The 18,617-nt window shown below is 70.2% G+C and carries 26 protein-coding genes and 1 tRNA gene; 11 read left to right on the top strand and 16 right to left on the bottom strand.

The window, feature by feature from the left end; genetic code table 11:
• Window positions 1-8: 8 nt before the first annotated feature.
• From KTR66_RS19410 to KTR66_RS19460, 11 genes are all read right to left on the bottom strand, one after another.
• Window positions 9-2,081 carry a phage terminase large subunit family protein gene (locus KTR66_RS19410; protein WP_213615505.1) on the bottom strand — a complete coding sequence of 691 codons (2,073 nt, stop codon included), beginning with the start codon at window positions 2,079-2,081 and terminating at the stop codon, window positions 9-11.
• Window positions 2,056-2,571 carry a hypothetical protein gene (locus tag KTR66_RS19415; protein ID WP_213615507.1) on the bottom strand — a complete coding sequence of 172 codons (516 nt, stop codon included), beginning with the start codon at window positions 2,569-2,571 and terminating at the stop codon, window positions 2,056-2,058. Before KTR66_RS19415 ends, KTR66_RS19410 begins: the two co-directional genes overlap by 26 nt.
• Window positions 2,572-2,764: 193 nt before the next feature.
• The gene (locus tag KTR66_RS19420; protein WP_213615509.1) at window positions 2,765-3,418 is read right to left on the bottom strand and encodes a hypothetical protein; all 654 of its coding nucleotides are present in this window, start codon (window positions 3,416-3,418) and stop codon (window positions 2,765-2,767) included.
• Window positions 3,418-4,257: a hypothetical protein gene (locus KTR66_RS19425; protein ID WP_213615511.1), complete on the bottom strand. Its 840-nt coding sequence runs from the start codon at window positions 4,255-4,257 to the stop codon at window positions 3,418-3,420. The genes KTR66_RS19420 and KTR66_RS19425 overlap by 1 nt, the downstream gene beginning before the upstream one ends.
• A 3-nt stretch (window positions 4,258-4,260) precedes the next feature.
• Window positions 4,261-4,521, bottom strand: coding sequence for a DUF2312 domain-containing protein (locus KTR66_RS24890; RefSeq protein WP_371819176.1), 261 nt, complete (start codon window positions 4,519-4,521; stop codon window positions 4,261-4,263).
• Window positions 4,522-4,781: 260 nt separating this feature from the next.
• A complete protein-coding gene (locus KTR66_RS19435; RefSeq protein WP_213615515.1) occupies window positions 4,782-6,290 on the bottom strand; it encodes a DnaB-like helicase C-terminal domain-containing protein in 1,509 nt (502 codons plus the stop codon).
• Window positions 6,287-6,559, bottom strand: a complete 273-nt coding sequence (locus tag KTR66_RS19440; RefSeq protein ID WP_213615516.1) for a hypothetical protein — start codon at window positions 6,557-6,559, stop codon at window positions 6,287-6,289. Before KTR66_RS19440 ends, KTR66_RS19435 begins: the two co-directional genes overlap by 4 nt.
• The gene (locus tag KTR66_RS19445; protein ID WP_213615518.1) at window positions 6,556-6,717 is read right to left on the bottom strand and encodes a hypothetical protein; all 162 of its coding nucleotides are present in this window, start codon (window positions 6,715-6,717) and stop codon (window positions 6,556-6,558) included. The genes KTR66_RS19440 and KTR66_RS19445 overlap by 4 nt, the downstream gene beginning before the upstream one ends.
• On the bottom strand, window positions 6,714-6,878 hold the full coding sequence (locus tag KTR66_RS19450) for a hypothetical protein (protein ID WP_213615521.1): 165 nt from the start codon (window positions 6,876-6,878) through the stop codon (window positions 6,714-6,716). Before KTR66_RS19450 ends, KTR66_RS19445 begins: the two co-directional genes overlap by 4 nt.
• Window positions 6,875-7,135 (bottom strand): hypothetical protein, encoded by a 261-nt coding sequence (locus KTR66_RS19455; RefSeq protein WP_213615523.1) that lies wholly within the window; start codon window positions 7,133-7,135, stop codon window positions 6,875-6,877. Before KTR66_RS19455 ends, KTR66_RS19450 begins: the two co-directional genes overlap by 4 nt.
• Window positions 7,132-7,431 carry a hypothetical protein gene (locus KTR66_RS19460; protein WP_213615525.1) on the bottom strand — a complete coding sequence of 100 codons (300 nt, stop codon included), beginning with the start codon at window positions 7,429-7,431 and terminating at the stop codon, window positions 7,132-7,134. Before KTR66_RS19460 ends, KTR66_RS19455 begins: the two co-directional genes overlap by 4 nt.
• Before the next feature lie 55 nt (window positions 7,432-7,486).
• Here KTR66_RS19460 and KTR66_RS19465 point away from each other — a divergent pair, with 55 nt between their 5' ends.
• Window positions 7,487-7,945 carry a hypothetical protein gene (locus KTR66_RS19465; protein WP_213615527.1) on the top strand — a complete coding sequence of 153 codons (459 nt, stop codon included), beginning with the start codon at window positions 7,487-7,489 and terminating at the stop codon, window positions 7,943-7,945.
• Window positions 7,946-7,953: 8 nt separating this feature from the next.
• Here the strand turns inward: KTR66_RS19465 and KTR66_RS19470 are convergent, their stop codons facing one another.
• Window positions 7,954-8,205, bottom strand: a complete 252-nt coding sequence (locus KTR66_RS19470; protein WP_213615529.1) for a helix-turn-helix transcriptional regulator — start codon at window positions 8,203-8,205, stop codon at window positions 7,954-7,956.
• On the opposite strand from KTR66_RS19470, the gene KTR66_RS19475 reads away from it, so the two are divergent.
• The gene (locus tag KTR66_RS19475; protein ID WP_213615531.1) at window positions 8,204-8,899 is read left to right on the top strand and encodes an XRE family transcriptional regulator; all 696 of its coding nucleotides are present in this window, start codon (window positions 8,204-8,206) and stop codon (window positions 8,897-8,899) included. The two genes, KTR66_RS19470 and KTR66_RS19475, sit on opposite strands and share 2 nt — an antisense overlap.
• Before the next feature lie 147 nt (window positions 8,900-9,046).
• Here KTR66_RS19475 and KTR66_RS19480 read toward each other — a convergent pair whose 3' ends face one another.
• Entirely contained in the window at window positions 9,047-9,565 is a 519-nt protein-coding gene (locus KTR66_RS19480; RefSeq protein ID WP_213615533.1) for a hypothetical protein, read from the bottom strand.
• A gap of 162 nt (window positions 9,566-9,727) precedes the next feature.
• Here KTR66_RS19480 and KTR66_RS19485 point away from each other — a divergent pair, with 162 nt between their 5' ends.
• The 9 genes from KTR66_RS19485 to KTR66_RS19525 all read left to right on the top strand — a co-directional run bounded on the left by KTR66_RS19485 (window position 9,728) and on the right by KTR66_RS19525 (window position 14,779).
• Window positions 9,728-9,916: a hypothetical protein gene (locus tag KTR66_RS19485; RefSeq protein ID WP_213615535.1), complete on the top strand. Its 189-nt coding sequence runs from the start codon at window positions 9,728-9,730 to the stop codon at window positions 9,914-9,916.
• Window positions 9,913-10,143, top strand: a complete 231-nt coding sequence (locus KTR66_RS19490; RefSeq protein WP_213615537.1) for a hypothetical protein — start codon at window positions 9,913-9,915, stop codon at window positions 10,141-10,143. Before KTR66_RS19485 ends, KTR66_RS19490 begins: the two co-directional genes overlap by 4 nt.
• Window positions 10,143-10,616: a hypothetical protein gene (locus KTR66_RS19495; RefSeq protein WP_213615539.1), complete on the top strand. Its 474-nt coding sequence runs from the start codon at window positions 10,143-10,145 to the stop codon at window positions 10,614-10,616. The genes KTR66_RS19490 and KTR66_RS19495 overlap by 1 nt, the downstream gene beginning before the upstream one ends.
• Window positions 10,613-11,215 (top strand): hydrolase, encoded by a 603-nt coding sequence (locus KTR66_RS19500; protein WP_213615541.1) that lies wholly within the window; start codon window positions 10,613-10,615, stop codon window positions 11,213-11,215. Before KTR66_RS19495 ends, KTR66_RS19500 begins: the two co-directional genes overlap by 4 nt.
• Before the next feature lie 82 nt (window positions 11,216-11,297).
• On the top strand, window positions 11,298-12,395 hold the full coding sequence (locus tag KTR66_RS19505; RefSeq protein WP_213615542.1) for a hypothetical protein: 1,098 nt from the start codon (window positions 11,298-11,300) through the stop codon (window positions 12,393-12,395).
• Complete coding sequence (locus KTR66_RS19510) at window positions 12,395-12,595, top strand: TraR/DksA C4-type zinc finger protein (RefSeq protein WP_213615544.1); 201 nt, start codon at window positions 12,395-12,397, stop codon at window positions 12,593-12,595. Before KTR66_RS19505 ends, KTR66_RS19510 begins: the two co-directional genes overlap by 1 nt.
• Window positions 12,592-13,215, top strand: a complete 624-nt coding sequence (locus KTR66_RS19515; protein ID WP_213615546.1) for a hypothetical protein — start codon at window positions 12,592-12,594, stop codon at window positions 13,213-13,215. Before KTR66_RS19510 ends, KTR66_RS19515 begins: the two co-directional genes overlap by 4 nt.
• Window positions 13,208-13,567, top strand: a complete 360-nt coding sequence (locus KTR66_RS19520) for a DUF4326 domain-containing protein (RefSeq protein ID WP_213615547.1) — start codon at window positions 13,208-13,210, stop codon at window positions 13,565-13,567. The genes KTR66_RS19515 and KTR66_RS19520 overlap by 8 nt, the downstream gene beginning before the upstream one ends.
• Window positions 13,568-13,753: 186 nt before the next feature.
• Complete coding sequence (locus KTR66_RS19525; RefSeq protein ID WP_213615548.1) at window positions 13,754-14,779, top strand: site-specific integrase; 1,026 nt, start codon at window positions 13,754-13,756, stop codon at window positions 14,777-14,779.
• A gap of 132 nt (window positions 14,780-14,911) precedes the next feature.
• Here KTR66_RS19525 and KTR66_RS19530 read toward each other — a convergent pair.
• The 3 genes from KTR66_RS19530 to pheS all read right to left on the bottom strand — a co-directional run bounded on the left by KTR66_RS19530 (window position 14,912) and on the right by pheS (window position 18,585).
• Window positions 14,912-14,988, bottom strand: a tRNA-Met gene (locus KTR66_RS19530).
• Between the two features lie 49 nt (window positions 14,989-15,037).
• Window positions 15,038-17,509 (bottom strand): phenylalanine--tRNA ligase subunit beta, encoded by a 2,472-nt coding sequence (gene pheT, locus KTR66_RS19535; RefSeq protein WP_213615549.1) that lies wholly within the window; start codon window positions 17,507-17,509, stop codon window positions 15,038-15,040.
• Window positions 17,509-18,585 carry a phenylalanine--tRNA ligase subunit alpha gene (gene pheS, locus KTR66_RS19540; protein ID WP_213615551.1) on the bottom strand — a complete coding sequence of 359 codons (1,077 nt, stop codon included), beginning with the start codon at window positions 18,583-18,585 and terminating at the stop codon, window positions 17,509-17,511. Before pheS ends, pheT begins: the two co-directional genes overlap by 1 nt.
• Window positions 18,586-18,617 lie beyond the last annotated feature (32 nt).

Genomic DNA, 18,617 nt, shown 5'->3' on the forward strand with positions numbered 1-18,617 from the left:
CAGGTTGTTCAAAAGCGAGCGCCAGCTCGCGGAGCTTTCCACCAGCGCGAGCGGCCAGGGATCGGCGGCGCCGGAGGCGGCGCAGGCCGCGCCGGCTCCGGCCGCACCATGCGCGGCTCCGGCACCACCTGGCCGAGCTCCTCGCCCTCGGCCGGCGCCTCGAGATCCGCGCCCGGCTCATCCTGCGGCGCGTCCACATCGAGCGCCGGCTGCAGCGCCTGGCGCGATGGCACATGCCGCTCGAGCTCGGCCTCGAGCTGCTGCCACCGCTCATCACCCCAGCGATCGACACCGAGCAGCGCGGCGGCCGCGCGCGCATAGACGCGGCAATCCAGCGCCTCATTGCGATCTCTGATCGGCGCCCATTCGTGCCGATAGACGCCATGGCGCACCTTCACGCGCCGCAGCTCCTCGGCCACCAGCTGCCGGCAGATCTCCTCGCCCGCCAGGTGCTGCGGCAGGCTCACATAGCCGGCCGGCGGCTCCTCGCCGCTCTCTTGCGTCGGCCTCTCGAGCTTTAGCTGCCCGTAAAACTCGCCTTTGAGGTAGCTACTGCCGACAATCCAAGGCTTGAGAGCGCCAACGCGCTTCCCGTTGCGCTTCACGTCCACCTTGCCGCCCGGCACGATCGCCTGCGGCACGCCATCGCGGCCTTTCACCGCGATCACGCGGCGAGATCCCATCTTGCGGACGAAGGCATAGACCTCGGCCGTTGTGGTGCCATCGCCCGAATCGATCGCCGCCTGGCTGATCGGCAGCGCGCCGCCGGAGGCGCTCGGATAGACCGTCTCGAGCACGCTCGCGAGCTGTTCCCAGGTGCCCCAGGCGAAAGGCGAGCCCGCAATAATGATGTGATCGACAAGCCAGGAGCGGCGGCGCCGCCCCCATGCCCATACAAACACCTCGAGGCGCCCCGGCGAGCGTTGCACGTCAACGCCCGCCGTGAGCAGCAGGCCGCCCGCCGGCACCACGCCCGGCGCCCACTCCTCGCGGCGATCGTAAAGCCGCTGCCATTCCGGCGCCTCACCCGCCACGCGCCAGGCGCGGCCGATCTTCTGCTGCGTGAAGGTGCGCAACCCCTCGGGATCGTCCTGCACCTCATCCCATTCGGCCGCGAGATCCGCCCAGCTGAGCGTCGGCGAATACAGCGCGTTGATGGCGTAGCCCGCATGCAGCTCGAGCAGCTCCGGCCGCTCATGGACCCAGCGACCGGCCGCGATCATGGCCGGCTTGTGCTGCTGCTCGATCTCGGCGCCGCAGCCCGTGCAGTGCAGCACCGCCTCGGCCGGCCGGCCTTTCGGCCAGCGCAGCGCCTCCCATTCCATCGGCTGCAGGTGCTCGCAATGCGGGCAAGGCACATGGAAGCGCCCCCGGCTGCTCTGCTCATAGGCCGATGTGACGCGGCAGGTTCCCTCCTCGGCCGGCGTGCTGATCTTCACGATCTTTTCGCGGCCGGCATAGGCGATCGCGCGTGCCTCGAGCTGGCGCACCGGATCGCCGCGCCCGTCTGCGTCTAGCGGGTAATCGCTCACCTCCTCCATGAGCAGCACGCGCGCGGAGCGCATCTGCAAGTTGGCCGAGCTATTGGCCGTGAGCAGCTGCAGATAGCCCCCCGAGAAGCTCTTGAATGTGGCCGTGCTCTCCTGATCGGAGCGGCTCACCACCTCGCCCACACGCGCCCGCAGAATCGGCGTTGATGTGATCAGCGGATCGAGCTTGAGGCGGTTATAGCCGCGCATCATCTCGATTGAAGGCAGCATGACCAGGCACGGCGCAGGCGTCTCGGCCATCACCTGGCCCAGCATGTTCAGCGCCGCCTCGGATCCGCCGACCTGCGCCGACTTCACGAAGGTTACACGCCGCGCCGGATGCGTAAGGCTGAGCACCTCCATGATCTCTTGCAGGAACGGCGCCCGCGCCGTGCGCCACCTGCCAGGCCAAGGCGAGCCGCTCTCAGCGGCCACGATCCGCTCGGCCTCGGCCCATTCGTGAACACTGCGCGGCGGCACCACATGGCAGGCGGCCGCCACCGCGCGCAGCAGCTCGAGCTCTATCTCATCCGGCAGAGCGTCGAGCGGCATCCTCCAAAAACTCCCCGTTGATCGCGCCCATGGCGGCCCGCTGCTCCTCGGCCAGGCGCTCGGCGATCGCCGCCGGATCCGTCATCTTGGCGAGCTCGATCGCGACATCGCCCCACCGCTCGCCCAGGCGAGCCAGCGCGCGCGCGAAAACCTGCTCAGCGGCGATCCGCACGGCCGAGCGGCGCACATACTCGCCGCGCAGCGTGCCCAGCTTGATCTCGGCGAGCTCGGCCTCGGCCGCCTCGCGCCGCGCCCGCTGCTCGGCGTAGCTCGGCCCGGCCTGCGGCGCCGAGGCCGCCGGCTGCTCATCCTCGATCGCGGCGCCGATCAGCTGGTCGGCCAGAATGAAGTTGATGCGGCCATCGGGCAGCAGCGCCGGCTCGGCGAGGCGGCCCTGCCGGATGAGCTTGGACACATAGGCCCGCGAGCACCCGCGATGCTCGGCATACTCGGCCTTTGTGCCGACGCTCGGTTTACCAGCGGCGCCCATGGTGAACCTCGATGAACCTCTCGGATGAACCGCCCGACTAGAAAACTCGAGCGCCTCTGCGTGCCGCATAGCGCCAGGCGCCAGGAGGACCCGCGCGGCTGGCGCCGAGGCCCGAAATGCAAAGCGCCCGCCGAGGTTTCCCCCGGCAGGCGCAATCGTGGCGGCCCCATCTAGTCAAGCTCAGTTGCGCACGTCAACGCGCCTCGAGCCATGGTGCGGCCGGAGCTGCAGGCGAAAGCGCGTGAAACTTGGTTACTCGCGGCTCGCGCTGCAGCACGAAGGCGAGCAGCCGCAGCGCCTGGTGCCAGGCGGCATATTCCTCGCGCGCCGCGAGAATCGCCGAGGCGCTCGGCTGATAGTCCACGCGGCACACCCCGAAGCGCCGCCCCTTGTCCAGCCATTCCACCGCCGGCCGCCCCTCGCGGTTGAGGATCGGAATCGGCCGAGGCACCTCATCCACCATCGCATCCGGCCTCGAGGCCGTGGCCGCGTTCTGGATGACCAGGCGCGAGCGCGGCAGGCCCGCCACCCGATCGCTCAGCTGCATCACGGCCCGATGAATCACCTCGGCGTCAGGATCGAGCGCGCCCGCATCGCGGCCCTGCCGATCCACCCGCACGCCCAGCGCCTGGATCCGCGCCACGGCCGCGCAACCGCACACCGAGACGTAAGATCCCGCCACGCCATCGAGCGCCGCCTCGGCCTCATACAGCCCGGCCCCTCGATCGATCACCACATCGGCCCGCTGATCGCGATACACCCACACCAAGAGGCGCTCGATGTCGATCGGCTGGCGCTGCGGCGCCGGCCGCAGGCTCGCCGCCTGGCGCGTGCCGAGCGCCCCCATCAGGCCGCCCGCGCTTTGCGCTGCGGCGCCGGCCCCTGATACCCGCTCTCTTTCCATTTCTGCACCTCGAGCTCGAAATCGGTTGCCGCCTCGCCGATCGGCGGAAGGCTCGCGCCAGGCGATCCCGCCTCGAGCTCCCGCATGATCGCCTTTCCGAAATAGCCGAGCGTTGAGATCTTCTCGGCCTTGAAGCCTGCCCAGCTGCTCACCTGGCGCACCACATGCCGGATCAGCTCAGGCGAGGCGCCTGCCTCGAGCCATTCGCGCACCGGCCGCCGCTCCACCCTCGAGGCATCGAGGCCCGCGATCGTCACCAGCTCGGCGCCCAGCTGCTGCCAGGTTTCCTCGCGCGATACTGAGTTACTTTCAGTCTTACTGAGAGAGCTACTACTGCCCGGAAACCCAGCCGCCGAGGTTTCCGTGGGTTTCCGTGGCGCGGCGATCGGCATGAGGAGCTCGCCCTGCCGGCGCCTGGCCGCCGCCTGCTCTGGCGTCTCATCACGGCGCGGCCGCCCGCCTTTTGCGCCGTTTCGCCGCGCGGCCAGCACGCGGGCCTCGGCCTCGCGCAGCAGCGGCGCCACCAGGCTCTCGCCCTCCTCGGCGAGCAGCCCCTCGGCGATCAGCAAACCGAGCAGCGGCCCCACCTCGGAAACCTCGGCGGAAACCAAAAGCGAAACCCGGCGCGGATCCCGAAAAGGCAACGCGCCCTCGAAACCAGGCCGCAGCATGGCGTGCGCCAGGTGCAGCCAGAGAGCTTGCGCAGCGAGCGGCAGAGTGCGCAGGCGCGGATCCTCATGCAGCAGGCCGATGATCTTGGAGCAGGTGCAGCGGCGCGCCATGGTTTAGCTTTCGGTTTCTTGGGTTTCGGTGCCGGCCAGCGCGCGGCGATAGAGCGCGAGGAGATCGTCTTGCTGCTCGAGCTCGGCCGGCGAGATCTTGCGCTCGCGGATGAGGCGCCGGAGCACCTTCACATCAAAGCCGGCCGATTTGGCTTCGCTGAACACGTCCTTGATGTCGCCGCCGAGATCCTTGCGCTCCTGCTCGAGGCGCTCGATCCGATCGACAATCGAGCGGAGCCGATCGGCCGCGATGCCGCCGGCCACGGCCTCGCGCTCGGCCTGCTGCGGCGCAACGCCCGTGGCCTCCTCGAGATCCCGCTGCGGTTGCCCTGCGGCCTTCTCGCGCAGCGCCTGGCCCTTCACCACCTGCAGCGCCTCGCGCACCTCCTCAACCGGCCGCAGCGGCCCGCCGCCGATGCTCACCTGGCAACCATCCGGCGCGGCCGCCGCCAGGTGCTGCAGCACCTGCTCGCGGAACCCGCCCGGCTTCCCCTTGCCTTGCGCCCCCATGCTTTCCCCCTCTGCTATTCCGGCAGGCCCGGCACCGCCGGCTCCCCATCCGCCACATCATTGCGAAACCACGTTGCCGGCCCATCCCAGCGCAGCCGCACCGGCCCGACCGGCCCTTGGCGTTGCTTGGCGATGATGATCTCGGCGCGGCCCTCGGCCGCCTGCAGGCGCTGCGTCCATTCGGCGAGCTTGTCTGCGTGCTGCTCGGCGCTCTGCTTCCCGTCGCGCTGCGGCTCAGCGGCGAGCAGGTAATAGTGCTCGCGATACAGGAAAAGCACCGTATCGGCCTCCTGCTCGATCTCGCCAGAGTCGCGCAGATCCGAGAGCACCGGCCGCTTATCCGGCCGCTGCTCCACGCCGCGCGAGAGCTGCGAGAGCAGCACCACCGGCACCTCGAGCTCGCGCGCCAGCTCCTTGAAGGCGCGCGCCATCTCGGAAACCTCCTGCACGCGATTCTTGAAGCCCATGGCCCGCTCGCTCGGCCGGATCCGGCCGAGGTAATCCACCATGACGCCATCGAGGCCGCCGGCCCGCTTCATGGCGCGGGCCTTGGCGCGGATGCTCGCCACCGTCTGCATCGGCGAATCATCCCACTCGATCGGCAGCTGGCCGAGCCGGCGCACCGCCGCAGCGATCCGATGCGCCTCCGGCCCGCCCGCGTGATGCGAGCACCAGGCGCCGCTCTCAGGATCGTGATACCCGCCGCGCAAGACGGCCGTGAGCGGCTCGCCCGAGACCGCCGCCACGGCGCGCGCCATGACCTGGCCGGCGCCCATTTCGGCCGAGGCATAGAGCCACCGATGCCCAGCTGCTGCGCTGCGCGTGGTGATGCCGAGCGAGGCCGCCGTCTTGCCCATGCCAGGCCGGCCGGCGAGGAGGATGAGCTGGCCCGGCATGAACCCGCCGAGCATCCGATCGAGGCCGGCATAACCGGAGGTGATGCCGGCGAGGCCGCCCTGCCGCTCGGCCGCCGCCACGAAACCGGCCATCACCTCGGCCGCCACCGTGCTCGAGCCGCGCAGCTCCTGGCCGGCGTTGCCATCGCGCGAGAGGCCGGCGAGCTCGCCATCCAGCGCGGCGAGAATGTCACCGCCGGCGAGCTCGCCACCCTCAACGCCGCGCGCCCGCTCGATCGCGAGATCGCAGGCCTCGATCACCTGGCGCCGCAACCAGCAATCGCGGATCACGGCCGCATATTCGGCCACGCCCACCATCGAGACGAAGGCGCCGAGCAGCTGCGCCAGGTAGGCATCGCCGCCGACCTCGGCGAGCGCGCCGGAATTGGCGAACTCCTGGCGCATCGTCACCGCATCGGCCAGGCGGCCGGAATCGATGCGGCGCATCATCGCGTTGAAGATGAGGCCGTGGATGGCGTCGGCGAAATGGTGCGGCTCGAGGAAGGCGATCCGATCGGCCACCTTGTTGTTCCGCAGGAGAGCGCCGAGCACGGCCTGCTCGGCCTCGAGATTGGCCGGCGGCAGGCGCAGCGCCTCCGGCTTGATGTGGCCGAGAGCGGCGCTCACGCGCGACCCGCCCGCACGTTGTTCTGCGTCACCTGCTCATGCAGGCCGCAACCGATCAGCGCCTCGATGCGCGCCATGTTCTCGGCCACCGAGCCCTCGAGAAGGCCCTGCGCATGCGCGCCGGCCACCATCTTGCCGAGCACCACGGCCACGGCGCCGATCGCGCCCTGCGCCCCATGCGCACACACCAGCGGCACCACCGCCAGCGCGGCCGCCTGCTCGGCGTGCGCGATCGGCGCCCGCAGCCGCTCGGCCTCCTCCCGCTTCATGGCTCGCGCTCCTCCTCGAGCTGCTGCGCCGGCTCGGCGCGGTATGGCTGAAACCAGGGATCCTCGGAGGTATCCGGCAGCGGCTCATTGCGGTTCCGCCAGGTGAGCCAGGCGCAGCCGGCGACAATCGCGCAGATCGTGAAACCGAGGAGCGTCATGGCGCGCCGCGCCGCCGCAGCGCCTCCTCGAGCAGCCGCTCGGCCCAATGCCCCCGGCAAAGCGAGAAGCTGACCAAACCCAAGCAAAGCCCCGGCCACGGCTGCCGGATGAGGCCAAAGCCGACCCACCCGAACACGACTTGAAGCGAGCCGAGGATCATGCCGAGCGGATCTCGCGCCGACTGCGCACCAGCTCCATAACAACCTCCTCAATTCCGGGATCTGCGGCCATGAGCTCAACCAGTTGCGCCACCTGCGGCGCGCACTGGCCGGCAAGCCAATTCTCGGCCGTGCGCGGCGTGGTGCCGGTCAGTGCCGCGAGGCGCTTTGGCGCGTGCTTCAATTCGCCGTAGCGGGCGCGGAGCGCCTCACAGATGACGCCACCCACCACGGAACGATGATCGAGCGTGTCAATCACTTTTGTTCCCCAACTTTTTCGGTGGTGATTTCCCCAGGACATTCGCGAGCTCCATGGCCGAGATTGCGGACATGGAGAGGTTCACCGGAGTTGATGGTTTCAGTGTTCAAGGCGCGGTCGGCTGCAACCGGCCGCGCCTTTTCTTCATGGCCGCCGCATCGCATCGAAGCCCGCTGCAGCACCCCAACGACGATGCCGGCCACGGCCTGGCGCATCTGCTCGGCGAGGCGGCTTTCGGCGACCCTGGCCGCGATCTCGGCCCGCAGGCCGGCAAAGCCCATCGCATGATCAGCCATGGAAACCCCCGGCAGATGTGGCAACCTGGCGCGCCGCCAGAGGAGGGCGGCCGCAATGGATCCTGTTTGGGTGGTGCTGGCGCTGCTGGTTGGCGCGTTTCTCTTTCTCGGCGCCCTGAAACGCACCCCGCGCGACGATCAGCGCCGAATCCCCTACACGCCGGATCGGCGAAACCCCGCGATCCCGCCCGAGGCTCCTGCGCCGCCGCCCCGCCAGCGCCCCGACATCTTCGACCTGCGACAGCCGGCAACCATCCGCATCCTCTACATCGACGCCGAGGACGAAGAGACGGAGCGGCAGGTGGACGTGAAGAGCTTCACCATCCAAGGCGGCCCTACCGGCCAGCCAACTCACCTGCGCGGCCGTTGCCACCTGCGCCAGGCCAGCCGCGCATTTGCGCTTCGGCGCATCGAAGAAGCCTTCGACATGCGCGACGGAGCGGAGATCCCAGACGTGGGCGCGTGGCTTTTGGCTCAACCATCCCGCCGCCGGCCACGCGATCTGGACCTTTAGGCCCGCCATCACGCGGCCGCCTGCGGCTCAGCCTCGCTGGGGGCCGCGCCCTGGGGCGGCACCTGCGCCATCACGGCCGGGAACAGGTCATTCGGCAGGACGGCGCCCTGCGTCTCGCGCACGATGGCGGCCAGAAGGCTCGCCTCCGGCGCGGTTTCGCCACGGCACAGGCGACCGATGGTGGAGGCGTGAACCCCCACCCGCGCCGCGAAGGCGAAGCGCGTGATGCCGTTCTGCTTGAGGTAATCGGAGAGCGTCATGAGCGTATTGCACCACAAGCAAAATCCCAAGGGAAGGGGTTTTGCATTTGACGCTCTGGCTTTTTTTGCATTGAGCGCCGACCTTCGGCCTATGGGCAGGCCTAGGACATCCCCGAAAGCCAAGGCAGGGAGGCCGTTCACGCGGCTTACGGTCCTGCGCGATGCCGCGCGCCTGAACCAGGAAGAACTAGCCGCAAAGGCCGAGTGCTCAGCCTCGCAAGTGTCCCGCTACGAGTCCGGGGCGCAGCCGATCTTCGCCACGAAGTTTCTTGCGATCATGCGAGCCCTTGGCGTTACCGATCCGGCCGATATCCTGACCGAGCAAACCTACGCGCGCATGTGCGGCACAGTCGGAGCGGGGGCAGTGGTCTTCCCGCTTGACGATGACGGGGAGTTGCTACCAGCCCCGCCAGGCATGACCGATGCGGTTGCCGTCCGCGTCACCGGCACCTCAATGATGCCAGCCTATCGCCCAGGCGATGTGCTGTTCTGCGAAGCGCGGCCGGTGGACCGCAAGGACATCCTGCACGAGGATTGCGTGGTCGAGACGATGGACGGACAGCGCCTGGTGAAGAAGGTGCTGCCGGGCGGCGCGCCCGACACGGTGCGCCTGTTCAGCTACGAGACTATGGACTCCGGCGAGGATATCCAGCTCCGCACCGCCGCCGTGGTGCGCTGGGTGCAGAGGAGATAGCGCATGGCAAAACCACCCGAGCAAAAGCCCGGCAACCGCACCATCACCCAGCAGCCGACGCGGGATTCCTCTGTCTCGATCAACTCGATCGGCCGCCCGCCCGGCACTAATCCACCCATCGACACAACAACCCGCAGCAAGGGCAAGTCAGAAGGGCCAGCGCGCGGCGACGAGGGCGGCAAAGGCACCTGACGGCACCGCCGCCAGAAGCACCAGCTGCGAAGCCAGTGCCGCGCGCCGCACGGGCGCCATGCAGCGCTCATTGGCCTCCCACACATCGCTCTGGCCCCAAGCCAACAGCACCATGGCATCCCCGGCCTCACTGGCCCGCAGCGCGTGCGTGTCAGACCACACCGGGCGCGCCCCATATGGCGTGGCGGCCCTCGGCCGCATGCCCCACATGGCGATGACGCCCGCCAGGACGAACATTCCGCCCAGAACGGCCGCGCCCAGGGCCAGATAGCCTGGAATCGCCACGCGCCCCAGCAGCGCGGCGCCCACCGCGCCTGCGGCGGCGACGGCCAGCGTGATGGATTGGGCAAACACCGCCGCGAGCTTGCGGTCGAGCGAATCCCACGCGGCCCAGCCGGACTGCGCCTGCGCCAGCGCCAGGCGCAAAACCTCCGCGCCGACTTCCTTCTTCATCCCGCCTGCGGCTTCATCCACCATCTCATCCTCCGTTGAGGCATCGCCAGCCTACACGCTGGCATCGTGAAGCCGCGACCATAGCCAAGATTTTGCACGTAACGCAATAACGCCCTTGCGGGTATTTTGCACCTCATGCATTAATCGCCCCATCGCCGCATCCTGCGGCGCTGGAGCGAGCCCATGCACGATTTCCGCGTCACCCTGCGCCACGGGCGCGAAGCAACCCACGTTCAGCGATTGAGCGCGCCCAACCGCGCCGAGGCCATCCGCCTTGCGCGCCTGGAGGCGGTCGAAATGTCGGGCGGCGAGCCGCCAGGCTGGCGCGTCGAGAGCTGTGAAGCCCTGCCCTCGGCCCGGCGGGCGGCATGATGCTGGATCTTGCCCAACCGGCGGCACATACGCCGCCCCCTGCGCCCCCACCGCCGCGCCGCCGCTGCGCGGAGTGCCCCGCCATCCAGCTGCAGCCGCACGCCGCCCCCGGCGGCAGCTCGCGCACCGCACGTTGCAGTGAGGCCGGCGTCGGCCGGCTGATCGCCTGGCACCACCAGGCCGCCGACCGCGCGCCGCACTGGTGTCCGCGCGAGGCGCGCGCCTGATGCTCAAGCATGCCGACCTGGCCGCAGCGGCGCACCCCGCCGGCCTCCCGCTGCTCGAGCTGCTGCGCCGCCTGCTCGCGAGCCCGCCCGTCAATCTGCCCGCCCTCGATGTCCTGATCGACTGCGCCGAGGATGGCGCCAGGCGCGCCGAGGCTGAGGCCGATGCCGCGACCTTCCACACCGCCGAGCAGCGCGGCGAGCGCGGCTTGCGGATCTCCCATAGCCGCCGCGCCGAGGCTTACTGGCATACGGCGCGGCTCGCTCGCTCGGCCCGCGCGATCTTCGCCGAGGAGCCGCTCACGCGCATCGAGCGCGCGATCAGCGCGGAGCCGGCCCGCGAGCTGCTGCGCCTCTTGCCGGCCAGGCCGGCGGATCTGCGGCTGCTGCGCGTCGGCGTGTCGGCGATCAATCCCGCGCTGCGCGTGATCGACGCCCTGATCACGGCCGCCGAGCTCGAGGAGCGCGGCGCATGAGCGAAGCCCCCACCACCTCGGCCGCGCCGAGCCGCATGCCACCCGCTCACGGCGCATGGATGCAGATGCACTCCGGCTTTTGCGTGGATCTGCTCGAGCCCGACCTGGCCGAGCTCACCCTGCGCGATCTCGCCACCTGCCTCTCGCGCCTGCCGCGCTTCCTCGGCCACACGCGCGGCGGCCCGATCTACAGCGTGGCGCAGCATTGCGTGCTCATGGCGCAGATGATGGCCGAGGAGCCGCTGCCGCTGCGCCGTGCCGTGCTGCTGCATGACGCGCACGAGGCGATGATCGGAGACATCATCAGCCCCGTGAAAAAGCTCCTCGGCCCCGCGTTGGTTGACGTGGTTGAGCGCCCGATCATCGCGGCCATTCATGCGCGTTTCGGCCTGGCCGAGGAGCTGATCGGCCATCCCGCGATCAAGCGCGCGGATCTGCAGATGCTGGCCGCCGAGAAGCGGGATCTGCTCGCGCCCAGCGCCTGGCCCTGGCCGGATCTGCCGAGCTGCGATCACGTCCCGCAGATCACGCCCTGGCAGCCGGCGGATGCGTATTGGCGCTTCCTGAATGCCACCCTGCAGCTCGGCATCGATCAATGACCGTGCTGCGCGCTGCCGGCGAGCTGCTGGCGTTCCTCCTCCTCATCCTCGGCCCCCTTTTCCTTGCGGAGATCTTTCTCTGATGACGATCAAGAACCTGGCCGACCTGTCGGCCGAGGCGCTGCGCGGCGCCGTCACCATGGGCAACACCATCTCGAGCTGGCTTGACCAGCTCGAGCTCGAGCTCGAGGCCGAGCCGGCAAGCGGCAAGACGCGCCTTGCCCTGGCGCAGCTCGGCCACCGCCTCGACGATCACCTCGAGCTTGCCGAGCTGCTGCTCGAGCGCGCCGAACCTGGCGCGCGCACGCCGCCAGCGCCGCCCCCCGCCAGCACAACTTTCGGCATCTTCTCTGAGCTTGCGCGCCGATGGCAGGAGCGACCCACCCCAACAACCGCCGAGGCGCGCGGCGAAGGCCTCGCCGAGGCCGTGGCCGCCGACCTGGCCGAGCGGCCGAGCTCGAGCACCTGGCCGGCGCCGCCCAGCGCCTGGAACCAATGGCGCCGCGCGCTGCTCGCCGAGCTCTATCCCACGCGCATGCCCCTCGCCGAGATCCGCGAGCGCCTGGCCGCGCTGCCAGGCGAGCCGATGCCGAACGCGGACGCGGTGCGGGCCTATGCGATCCAATGCCTGCGCCTCAAGCGCGAAGGCCGCGAGATCCCGCAGGGCCTGGCGCCGCTCACCGCCGCCGAGGCGCCGGCCGCGCTCGATGAGGCCGGCCGCACCTACACGCCCGAGCGCGAGGCCCTGCTGCGCCGCCTTTACCCGACCACCATGAGCATGCGCGAGATCTCTGAGCGCCTGGCCGCGCTGCCGGGCCCCGAGATCCGCTCGCCCGAGGCGGTGCGCAAAAAGGCCGAGAAGCTCGGCCTGCTGCGCCTTTTCCAGCCGATCCCGGCCGAGTTTCTGCAGGCGCCGGAGGATGCCGCGGATTGCGGCGGATCCGGGCCAGAGGCCGCCCCGGCCGAGGATCCCACGGCCGGCGCCGCGCCGATCGCCGAGCGCACCTGGCGCACCGATTGGCCGTTTCCCGAGGAGGATCTGCCGGAGGCGCGCGACATGATCCGCGCCGGCCGTGGCGCCTTGGATCTCGCCGAGGAGTTTGGCTGGAACCTGGCCGAGGCGCAGGCATGGGCAGAGCAGACCCGGCAGCAGCTCGCCCTCGAGAAGGACGCCGCGTGATGCCCGATCAGATGGACCGCGCCGCCGAGATCTCGGAAACCTGGCGCCAGGATGCGATCGAGGCCGCGCGGCCGCGCGGCGCCGGCTCGCTCGAGTGCAGCGATTGCGGCGAGGAGATCTCGCCGAAGCGCCGCCAGGCCCTGCCCAGCGCCACCCGCTGCCTCGCCTGCCAATCCCGCCAGGAGGCCCGCCGGAAATGAGCGATCGCGATAACGCTCCCGACGCGGTTGAGCAGCTCGCCGAGCAACACATGCGCCGTGCCAGTTGGGGCGCGGCCGGTTATCTCGATGCCGCCCGCAACACCACGCGCGAGGCGATGTTTCACCAGCGAACGGCCGCGATGCTGCGCGCACTTTCGGCCGAGTGCGCCGCCGCACATGCTGCGGCCGAGGATGCCAAGCGCGAGGCTTTTGCGGAGGCGGCGCAGCACATCGAGCCGGCGTCGATCGCCCGCGAGGATCTGGCAGGCATGGCGCTACTCAACGCGGCGGTTTCGCTGCGCGCGCTCAGCACACAGACCTCGCAACCTGCTCGGCAGCATGGCAAGACGGCCGCGCAGATCCTCGCCGCCCCGCGCGGCGCCGTCTTCATCTGGCCGGCGCCGTTCAGTCTCAGCTACGCTCAGCACCTGGCGCGCCACCTCGGCCGGCCTGATCTGCAGATCCTGCCGCTCGGCGTGCTCCTCGAGCCGCACCGCCTGCAGAGCCTGAGCATGTCGCCGCGCGAGCTCATCCTCGATCATGCGTGCGCGCAGCACATGAGCGATCAGCATTGGCGCAACCTCGAGCACCTGCAGGCCAGGAGGCGCCGGCATGGTTAGGCCCATCCGCATGCGCCTCTCCCGCGCGCCAGGCTTCAACCTGCAGGCCGCCAGCCAGGCCGCCAACGGCCTGCCGGCGCGCAGCGTGGCGCGGCCTGGCCCATTCGGAAACCCTTGGACCGTGGCCGGCGCCCGCGCGGCAGGCTATCGCGGCACCGAGGCCGAGCTGCGCGCCATGTGCGCCGCCATGTTCCGCAAAGGTGAGCCAGGCGGCCGGCCGGCGCTCAACGGCCTGCAGCCGCGCCTCGGCGAGCTGCGCGGCCGCAACCTGGCGTGTTGGGGCCCGTTGCCGGCGCCAGATGAGCCCGATTGCTGCCATGCCGCCATCCTGCTCGAGCTCGCCAATGCCTGACACCGCCGCTCTCCCCCAGCTGCTCACCCTCGAGGATCTCGCCGAGCAGCTCCATTGCAGCGCGAAAACCGTGCGCCGCCGCCTGGCCGATGCCATGCAGGCGGATCCGGGCCTGCGCGTGGTGCGCCGAGGCCGAACCCTGCTATTCACGCCCGCTCAAGCGAAAAGGCTGATCGAGGCCCTAGAATGGCGATCCACCTCCGAAAGCGCGGCAAGACCTGGCACGCGCGCGGCACCATCCGCATTGGCCGTGAAACCGTCACCCTGCGCGAAATCAGCACAGGCGCGCATTCGCGAGCTGACGCAGAGGCATGGATCGCCGCAGAAACGGCGCGGATCCGAGAGGCCCATCTTGCAGGCCCTGCCGGGCGGGCGCGCGCCCTAACCGTCGCCGAGTGCATCCTGGCCTATCTGACCAGGCCAGAGCCCATCCACGCCCTCGATCGGCCGCGCCTGCGCGCCCTGAGCGATCGGATCGGCCACCACCAGCTCGAGAGCCTGGCCGAGGCCTGGCGCGAATGGCAGGCGGCCCATCCGGCCCATTCGGCCGGCACCGCAACCCGCTATCGCGCCCTGCTGCTCGCCGCGATCCGCCACACCTGCGCGGCGGCCGAACTGCCGGCGCCGAGCCTGGCGCCGATCGGCGGCAAGCGCGAGGAGCGCCTGGTGCTCCTCACCGAGCCGGAGCGCGCGGCCCTGCTGCGCAGCTATAACCCGCACGCCGCATGCCCCGTGCTGCTGATGGCCTATGCCGGCCTGCGCACCCAGGAGGCTTTGCAGCTCGATTGGCGCGAGGTGGATTTCGCAACGGAAACCCTGCGAATCGGCGCAGCTCGAGCCAAGAGCGGCCGCGCGCGCGCCGTGCCCATGCACCCGCGCGTAATCCTGCTTTTGTGGGGAATGTGGCACGCAGCCGGCAAGCCGCATCGCGGCGCCGTCTTTCACTCGAGCCGAGGCGCGCCCTACGCCGACACCGTTGAGATCGGCGGAAACCCGCTGAGCCGCGCGCACGCCACGGCCTGCAAAGCCGCCGGAATCAAAGGCTTCCGGCCGCACGATTGGCGCCACGATTGGGCGGCCCGCATGGTGATGGCCGGCGTGGATCTTTACACCCTGATGAGGATCGGCGGCTGGCAGAGCCTCGCCATGGTTGAGCGATATGCGGCCGTCTCGGCCGAGCACCTGCGCGCGGCGATTCGCCGAATCGCCTGACCTGGCCGGCTTGCCCAATCCTTGCCCAATCTTTGCGGGAAAACATGGGCAAAACCGGCCATTCCTGGCCGGATCTGTCCCGACCTGGCGCCCGCCGATCAGCGGAAAACCTCAAGTTTCTCTAGGGAAAGATGGTAGCGGCGAGCGGACTTGAACCGCTGACCCCGGCATTATGAGTGCCGTGCTCTAACCAGCTGAGCTACGCCGCCAACGCGGGGGGAGGTAACCGTCCCCCCGGAAACTGTCAACCGAAGCGCGTCACCCGCGCAACGTGGCCCCCGTCGCCTTCGTCACGGCGGCCACGATCTTGGCCGCGGCGGCCTCGATCTCGGCATCCGTCAGCGTGCGCTCGCGCGGCTGGAGCGTCACCTGGATGGCGAGGCTCACCTTGCCCTCCGGCAGGCGATCGCCCGCGTAGCGGTCGAAGAGCGTGACGTCGGTGATCAGCGCGCGTTCGGCGCCTGCGGCCGCGCGTGTCAGCTTTTCGGCCGGCACATGCGCATCCACGAGGAAGGCGAAGTCACGCCGCACCGGCTGGAAGGCCGAGAGGTCGGGCGCGGATTTCCGGCGGCGCTTGGGCTCGGGGATCGCGTCGAGGAAGACCTCGAAGGCGACGCTGTCCTTCGGCAGGTCGAGTGCGGCGCAAAGGCGAGGATGCAGCTGGCCGAACTGCGCCAGCACCACCTTCGGCCCCTGGCGCAGCACGCCGGACCGGCCCGGGTGGTAGTAGCCGGGCGCATCGGCCGTGACCTGCAGGGCAGCCATGGGGACGGCGAGGGCTTCCAGCACCGCCAGCGCATCGCCCTTGGCGTCCAGCGCCTCCACCGGGCGCGCGGGGGCGGCCCAATTGGCGGGCGTGGCGCCGCTGCGCAGGCCGCAGGCGATGGCGAGCTGGCCCGCGGGCGTCGTGTCGCGATAGCCGCCGCCGAGTTCGCAGAGCGCCACATCGGCAAACCCGCGCGCAGCGTTCTGCGCCGCCGCCAAAGCGAGCGAGGCGATCGGCGTGGGGCGCATCTGGTCGAGGTCGGAGGCGATGGGGTTTTCGAGGCGCAGCGCCTCGGGCGTGTCGCCGAAGAGCCCCGCGATGCGGTGCTCGATGAAGCCGTAGGTCACCGCCTCCTGCAGGCCGCGCGCGGCCATGACGCGGCGGGCGAGGGCCGCACGCACCTGCTTCGCGTCCAGGGCCGGCAGCGGCACGGGCGAGGCGACGGGGAGCGAGACGGAGGGCACGGCATCCAGCCCGCCGAGGCGCAGCACTTCCTCGACGAGGTCGCATTCCGCTTCCACGGCGGCGCAGCCCTCGGCGGCGATGCGGGCGCGTTCGGCGTCCAGCGTCGGGTCCTGGTCGAGGTGGATGGCGGCCGCGATGTCGTTGCGCCAGGGCGGCACCGCGACCGTCACCTGCGTGTCATCGCGCTCGGTGGCGGTGAAGCCCAGCGCCTCCAGCCGTTCCACCGCGAGGTCGGGCGGGACGGCCAGGCCGCCGAGGCCGGCCAGGCGCTCGAAGCGCAGCGTCGCGGTGCGCTGCCAGGCGGGGGCGTGCCCGGCCTCGCTGACCGTGCTCGCCTCGCCGCCGCAGAGCTCCATGATCATGGCCGTCGCGGCATCCAGCGCCGCGGGCAGCAGGGACTGGTCCAGGCCGCGTTCGAAGCGGGCGCGGGCATCGGTGAAGACATTGTGGCGCCGGCCGCTGAGCGCCACGCGCACGGGGTCAAACAGCGCGCATTCGATGAAGCATTCGGTGGTGGTTTCGTCGCAGCCGGAAGGCTCGCCGCCGATGATGCCGCCCAGCGCCTCGGGGCCCTCGGCATCGGCGATGACGCCGTCCTCCTCGGTGAGCGCATAGGTCTTGCCGTTCAGCGCATGCAGTTCCTCGCCGGCGCGGGCCATGCGCATGGCGAGCGTCTTGCCCTTCACCTTGGCGACGTCGAAGACGTGCAAAGGCCGGCCCAGCGCGAAGGTGAACCAGTTGGTCACATCCACCAGCGCCGAGATGGGCCGCAGGCCGATGGCGGTGAGCCGGTCCTGCAGCCATTGCGGGGAGGGGCCGTTCTTCACGCCACGGACCGCGCGGCCCAGCACCCAGGTGCAGGCGCGCGGATCCTCGATGCGCCAGGTGAGCGGCGTCTCGTAGGCGGGGGTGATGGCGGGCGCGGACCAGGGCTTGAGGCGACCGAGGCCGGCGGCCGCAAGGTCGCGCGCCACGCCGCGCACGCTGAGCGCATCGCCGCGATTGGGCGTGACCTTGATCTCGATGATCGGGTCATCCAGACCCGCATAATCCACGTAGCGCGCACCGAGCGGCGCGTCCTCCGGCAGGTCCACGATGCCGGAATGGTCCTCGCCCAGGCCCATCTCGCGGGCGGAGAGCATCATCGCCTCGCTCTTCACGCCGCGGATCTCGCCGGCCTTGAGCGTGATGCCGGTGCCGGGGATGAAGGCGCCCGGAAGTGCGGCGACGCCCATCATGCCGGTGCGCGCATTGGGCGCGCCGCAGACGACGGAAAGCTCACGCCCATCGCCCACATCCACGCGCAGCGCGCGCAGGCGGTCGGCATTGGGGTGCTGCACGGCCTCGATCACGCGGGCGATGCGGAAATGCGCGAGCGCCGCGGCGCGATCCTCGATGCCTTCGACCTCGATGCCGATGGCGGAGAGGGTGGTGGAGATTTCGTCCAGCGTCGCGCTGGTTTCGAGGTGCTCACGCAACCAGGACAGAGGGAACTTCATCACACGCCCTCCTGCAGCGAGGCCGGAGCCAGCGGGTTCGTGCCGTAGTGGCTCAGCCAGCGCGTATCGCCCTCGAAGAAGGGGCGCAGGTCGGCCATGCCGTGCTTCAGCATGGTGATGCGCTCGATGCCCATGCCGAAGGCGAAGCCCTGCCACTCGCGCGCATCCAGGCCGCAATTGGCCAGTACGCGGGGATGCACCATGCCGCTGCCCAGGATCTCCAGCCAATCCGTGCCGGCGCCGAGCTCGCCCGTCTTCCGGTTCCAGCCGATATCCACCTCCATCGAGGGCTCGGTGAAGGGGAAGTAGCTGCTGCGGAAGCGCACGGGCAGGTCCGCGATGCCGAAGAAGCTGCGCAGGAAATCCGTGAGGCAGCCCTTGAGATGGCCCAGCGTGATGCCGCGATCGATCACCAGGCCCTCGACCTGGTGGAACATGGGCGAATGCGTCGCGTCATGGTCGGCGCGATAGGTGCGGCCGGGCGCGATGACGCGGATCGGCGGGGCCTGGCCGATCATGGTGCGGATCTGCAAGGGGCTCGTCTGCGTCCGGAGAACCGTGCGCCGGCCGTCGATCATCCCCGGCAGGTAGAAGGTGTCCTGGTCCTGCCGCGCGGGGTGATGGTCGGGGATGTTCAGCGCGGCGAAATTGTACCAGTCGCCCTCGATGTCGGGGCCTTCCACCACCTTGAAGCCCATGGCGCCGAAGATCGCCGTCAGCTCCTCGATGGTGCGGGAGATGGGGTGGATGCCGCCGGTTCCGCCGGGCGCGAAGGGGCGCGGCGGCAGGGACATGTCCTGCGTCTCGGCGGCGAGCTTCGCGTCCAGCGCGGCCGCTTCCAGCACCGCCTTGCGCGCCTCGATGGCGGCTTCGAGCTGCAGCTTCAGCGCGTTCACCGCCGCACCGCGTTCCTTGCGGCTCTCGGGGGGCATGGCGCCCAGGCCCTTGAGCAGCGCGGTCAGCGCGCCGGACTTGCCCAGGACGGCGACGCGCACGGCGTCGAGCGCGCGCAGATCGCCGGCTGCGGCGAGGTCGGCTTCGGTGCTGGCGGCCAGCGCCGCGAGATCATCCGACATGAAGACACCCTTGCTTGAACGAAAAAGGGGCC

Origin of the sequence: Roseococcus sp. SDR (genome assembly GCF_019083995.1) — a bacterium.
Classification (GTDB): Bacteria; Pseudomonadota; Alphaproteobacteria; order Acetobacterales; family Acetobacteraceae; genus Roseococcus.

What these genes read in the sequence shown, in the direction of transcription:
- KTR66_RS19410 (WP_213615505.1), bottom strand. Translation starts at nt 2,081, where the DNA reads ATGCCGCTCGACGCTCTGCCGGATGAGATAGAGCTCGAGCTGCTGCGC.
- KTR66_RS19415 (WP_213615507.1), bottom strand. Translation starts at nt 2,571, where the DNA reads ATGGGCGCCGCTGGTAAACCGAGCGTCGGCACAAAGGCCGAGTATGCC.
- KTR66_RS19420 (WP_213615509.1), bottom strand. Translation starts at nt 3,418, where the DNA reads ATGGGGGCGCTCGGCACGCGCCAGGCGGCGAGCCTGCGGCCGGCGCCG.
- KTR66_RS19425 (WP_213615511.1), bottom strand. Translation starts at nt 4,257, where the DNA reads ATGGCGCGCCGCTGCACCTGCTCCAAGATCATCGGCCTGCTGCATGAG.
- KTR66_RS19440 (WP_213615516.1), bottom strand. Translation starts at nt 6,559, where the DNA reads ATGAAGCGGGAGGAGGCCGAGCGGCTGCGGGCGCCGATCGCGCACGCC.
- KTR66_RS19445 (WP_213615518.1), bottom strand. Translation starts at nt 6,717, where the DNA reads ATGACGCTCCTCGGTTTCACGATCTGCGCGATTGTCGCCGGCTGCGCC.
- KTR66_RS19450 (WP_213615521.1), bottom strand. Translation starts at nt 6,878, where the DNA reads ATGATCCTCGGCTCGCTTCAAGTCGTGTTCGGGTGGGTCGGCTTTGGC.
- KTR66_RS19460 (WP_213615525.1), bottom strand. Translation starts at nt 7,431, where the DNA reads ATGGCTGATCATGCGATGGGCTTTGCCGGCCTGCGGGCCGAGATCGCG.
- KTR66_RS19465 (WP_213615527.1), top strand. Translation starts at nt 7,487, where the DNA reads ATGGATCCTGTTTGGGTGGTGCTGGCGCTGCTGGTTGGCGCGTTTCTC.
- KTR66_RS19475 (WP_213615531.1), top strand. Translation starts at nt 8,204, where the DNA reads ATGAGCGTATTGCACCACAAGCAAAATCCCAAGGGAAGGGGTTTTGCA.
- KTR66_RS19470 (WP_213615529.1), bottom strand. Translation starts at nt 8,205, where the DNA reads ATGACGCTCTCCGATTACCTCAAGCAGAACGGCATCACGCGCTTCGCC.
- KTR66_RS19485 (WP_213615535.1), top strand. Translation starts at nt 9,728, where the DNA reads ATGCACGATTTCCGCGTCACCCTGCGCCACGGGCGCGAAGCAACCCAC.
- KTR66_RS19490 (WP_213615537.1), top strand. Translation starts at nt 9,913, where the DNA reads ATGATGCTGGATCTTGCCCAACCGGCGGCACATACGCCGCCCCCTGCG.
- KTR66_RS19495 (WP_213615539.1), top strand. Translation starts at nt 10,143, where the DNA reads ATGCTCAAGCATGCCGACCTGGCCGCAGCGGCGCACCCCGCCGGCCTC.
- KTR66_RS19500 (WP_213615541.1), top strand. Translation starts at nt 10,613, where the DNA reads ATGAGCGAAGCCCCCACCACCTCGGCCGCGCCGAGCCGCATGCCACCC.
- KTR66_RS19505 (WP_213615542.1), top strand. Translation starts at nt 11,298, where the DNA reads ATGACGATCAAGAACCTGGCCGACCTGTCGGCCGAGGCGCTGCGCGGC.
- KTR66_RS19510 (WP_213615544.1), top strand. Translation starts at nt 12,395, where the DNA reads ATGCCCGATCAGATGGACCGCGCCGCCGAGATCTCGGAAACCTGGCGC.
- KTR66_RS19515 (WP_213615546.1), top strand. Translation starts at nt 12,592, where the DNA reads ATGAGCGATCGCGATAACGCTCCCGACGCGGTTGAGCAGCTCGCCGAG.
- KTR66_RS19520 (WP_213615547.1), top strand. Translation starts at nt 13,208, where the DNA reads ATGGTTAGGCCCATCCGCATGCGCCTCTCCCGCGCGCCAGGCTTCAAC.
- KTR66_RS19525 (WP_213615548.1), top strand. Translation starts at nt 13,754, where the DNA reads ATGGCGATCCACCTCCGAAAGCGCGGCAAGACCTGGCACGCGCGCGGC.
- pheT (WP_213615549.1), bottom strand. Translation starts at nt 17,509, where the DNA reads ATGAAGTTCCCTCTGTCCTGGTTGCGTGAGCACCTCGAAACCAGCGCG.
- pheS (WP_213615551.1), bottom strand. Translation starts at nt 18,585, where the DNA reads ATGTCGGATGATCTCGCGGCGCTGGCCGCCAGCACCGAAGCCGACCTC.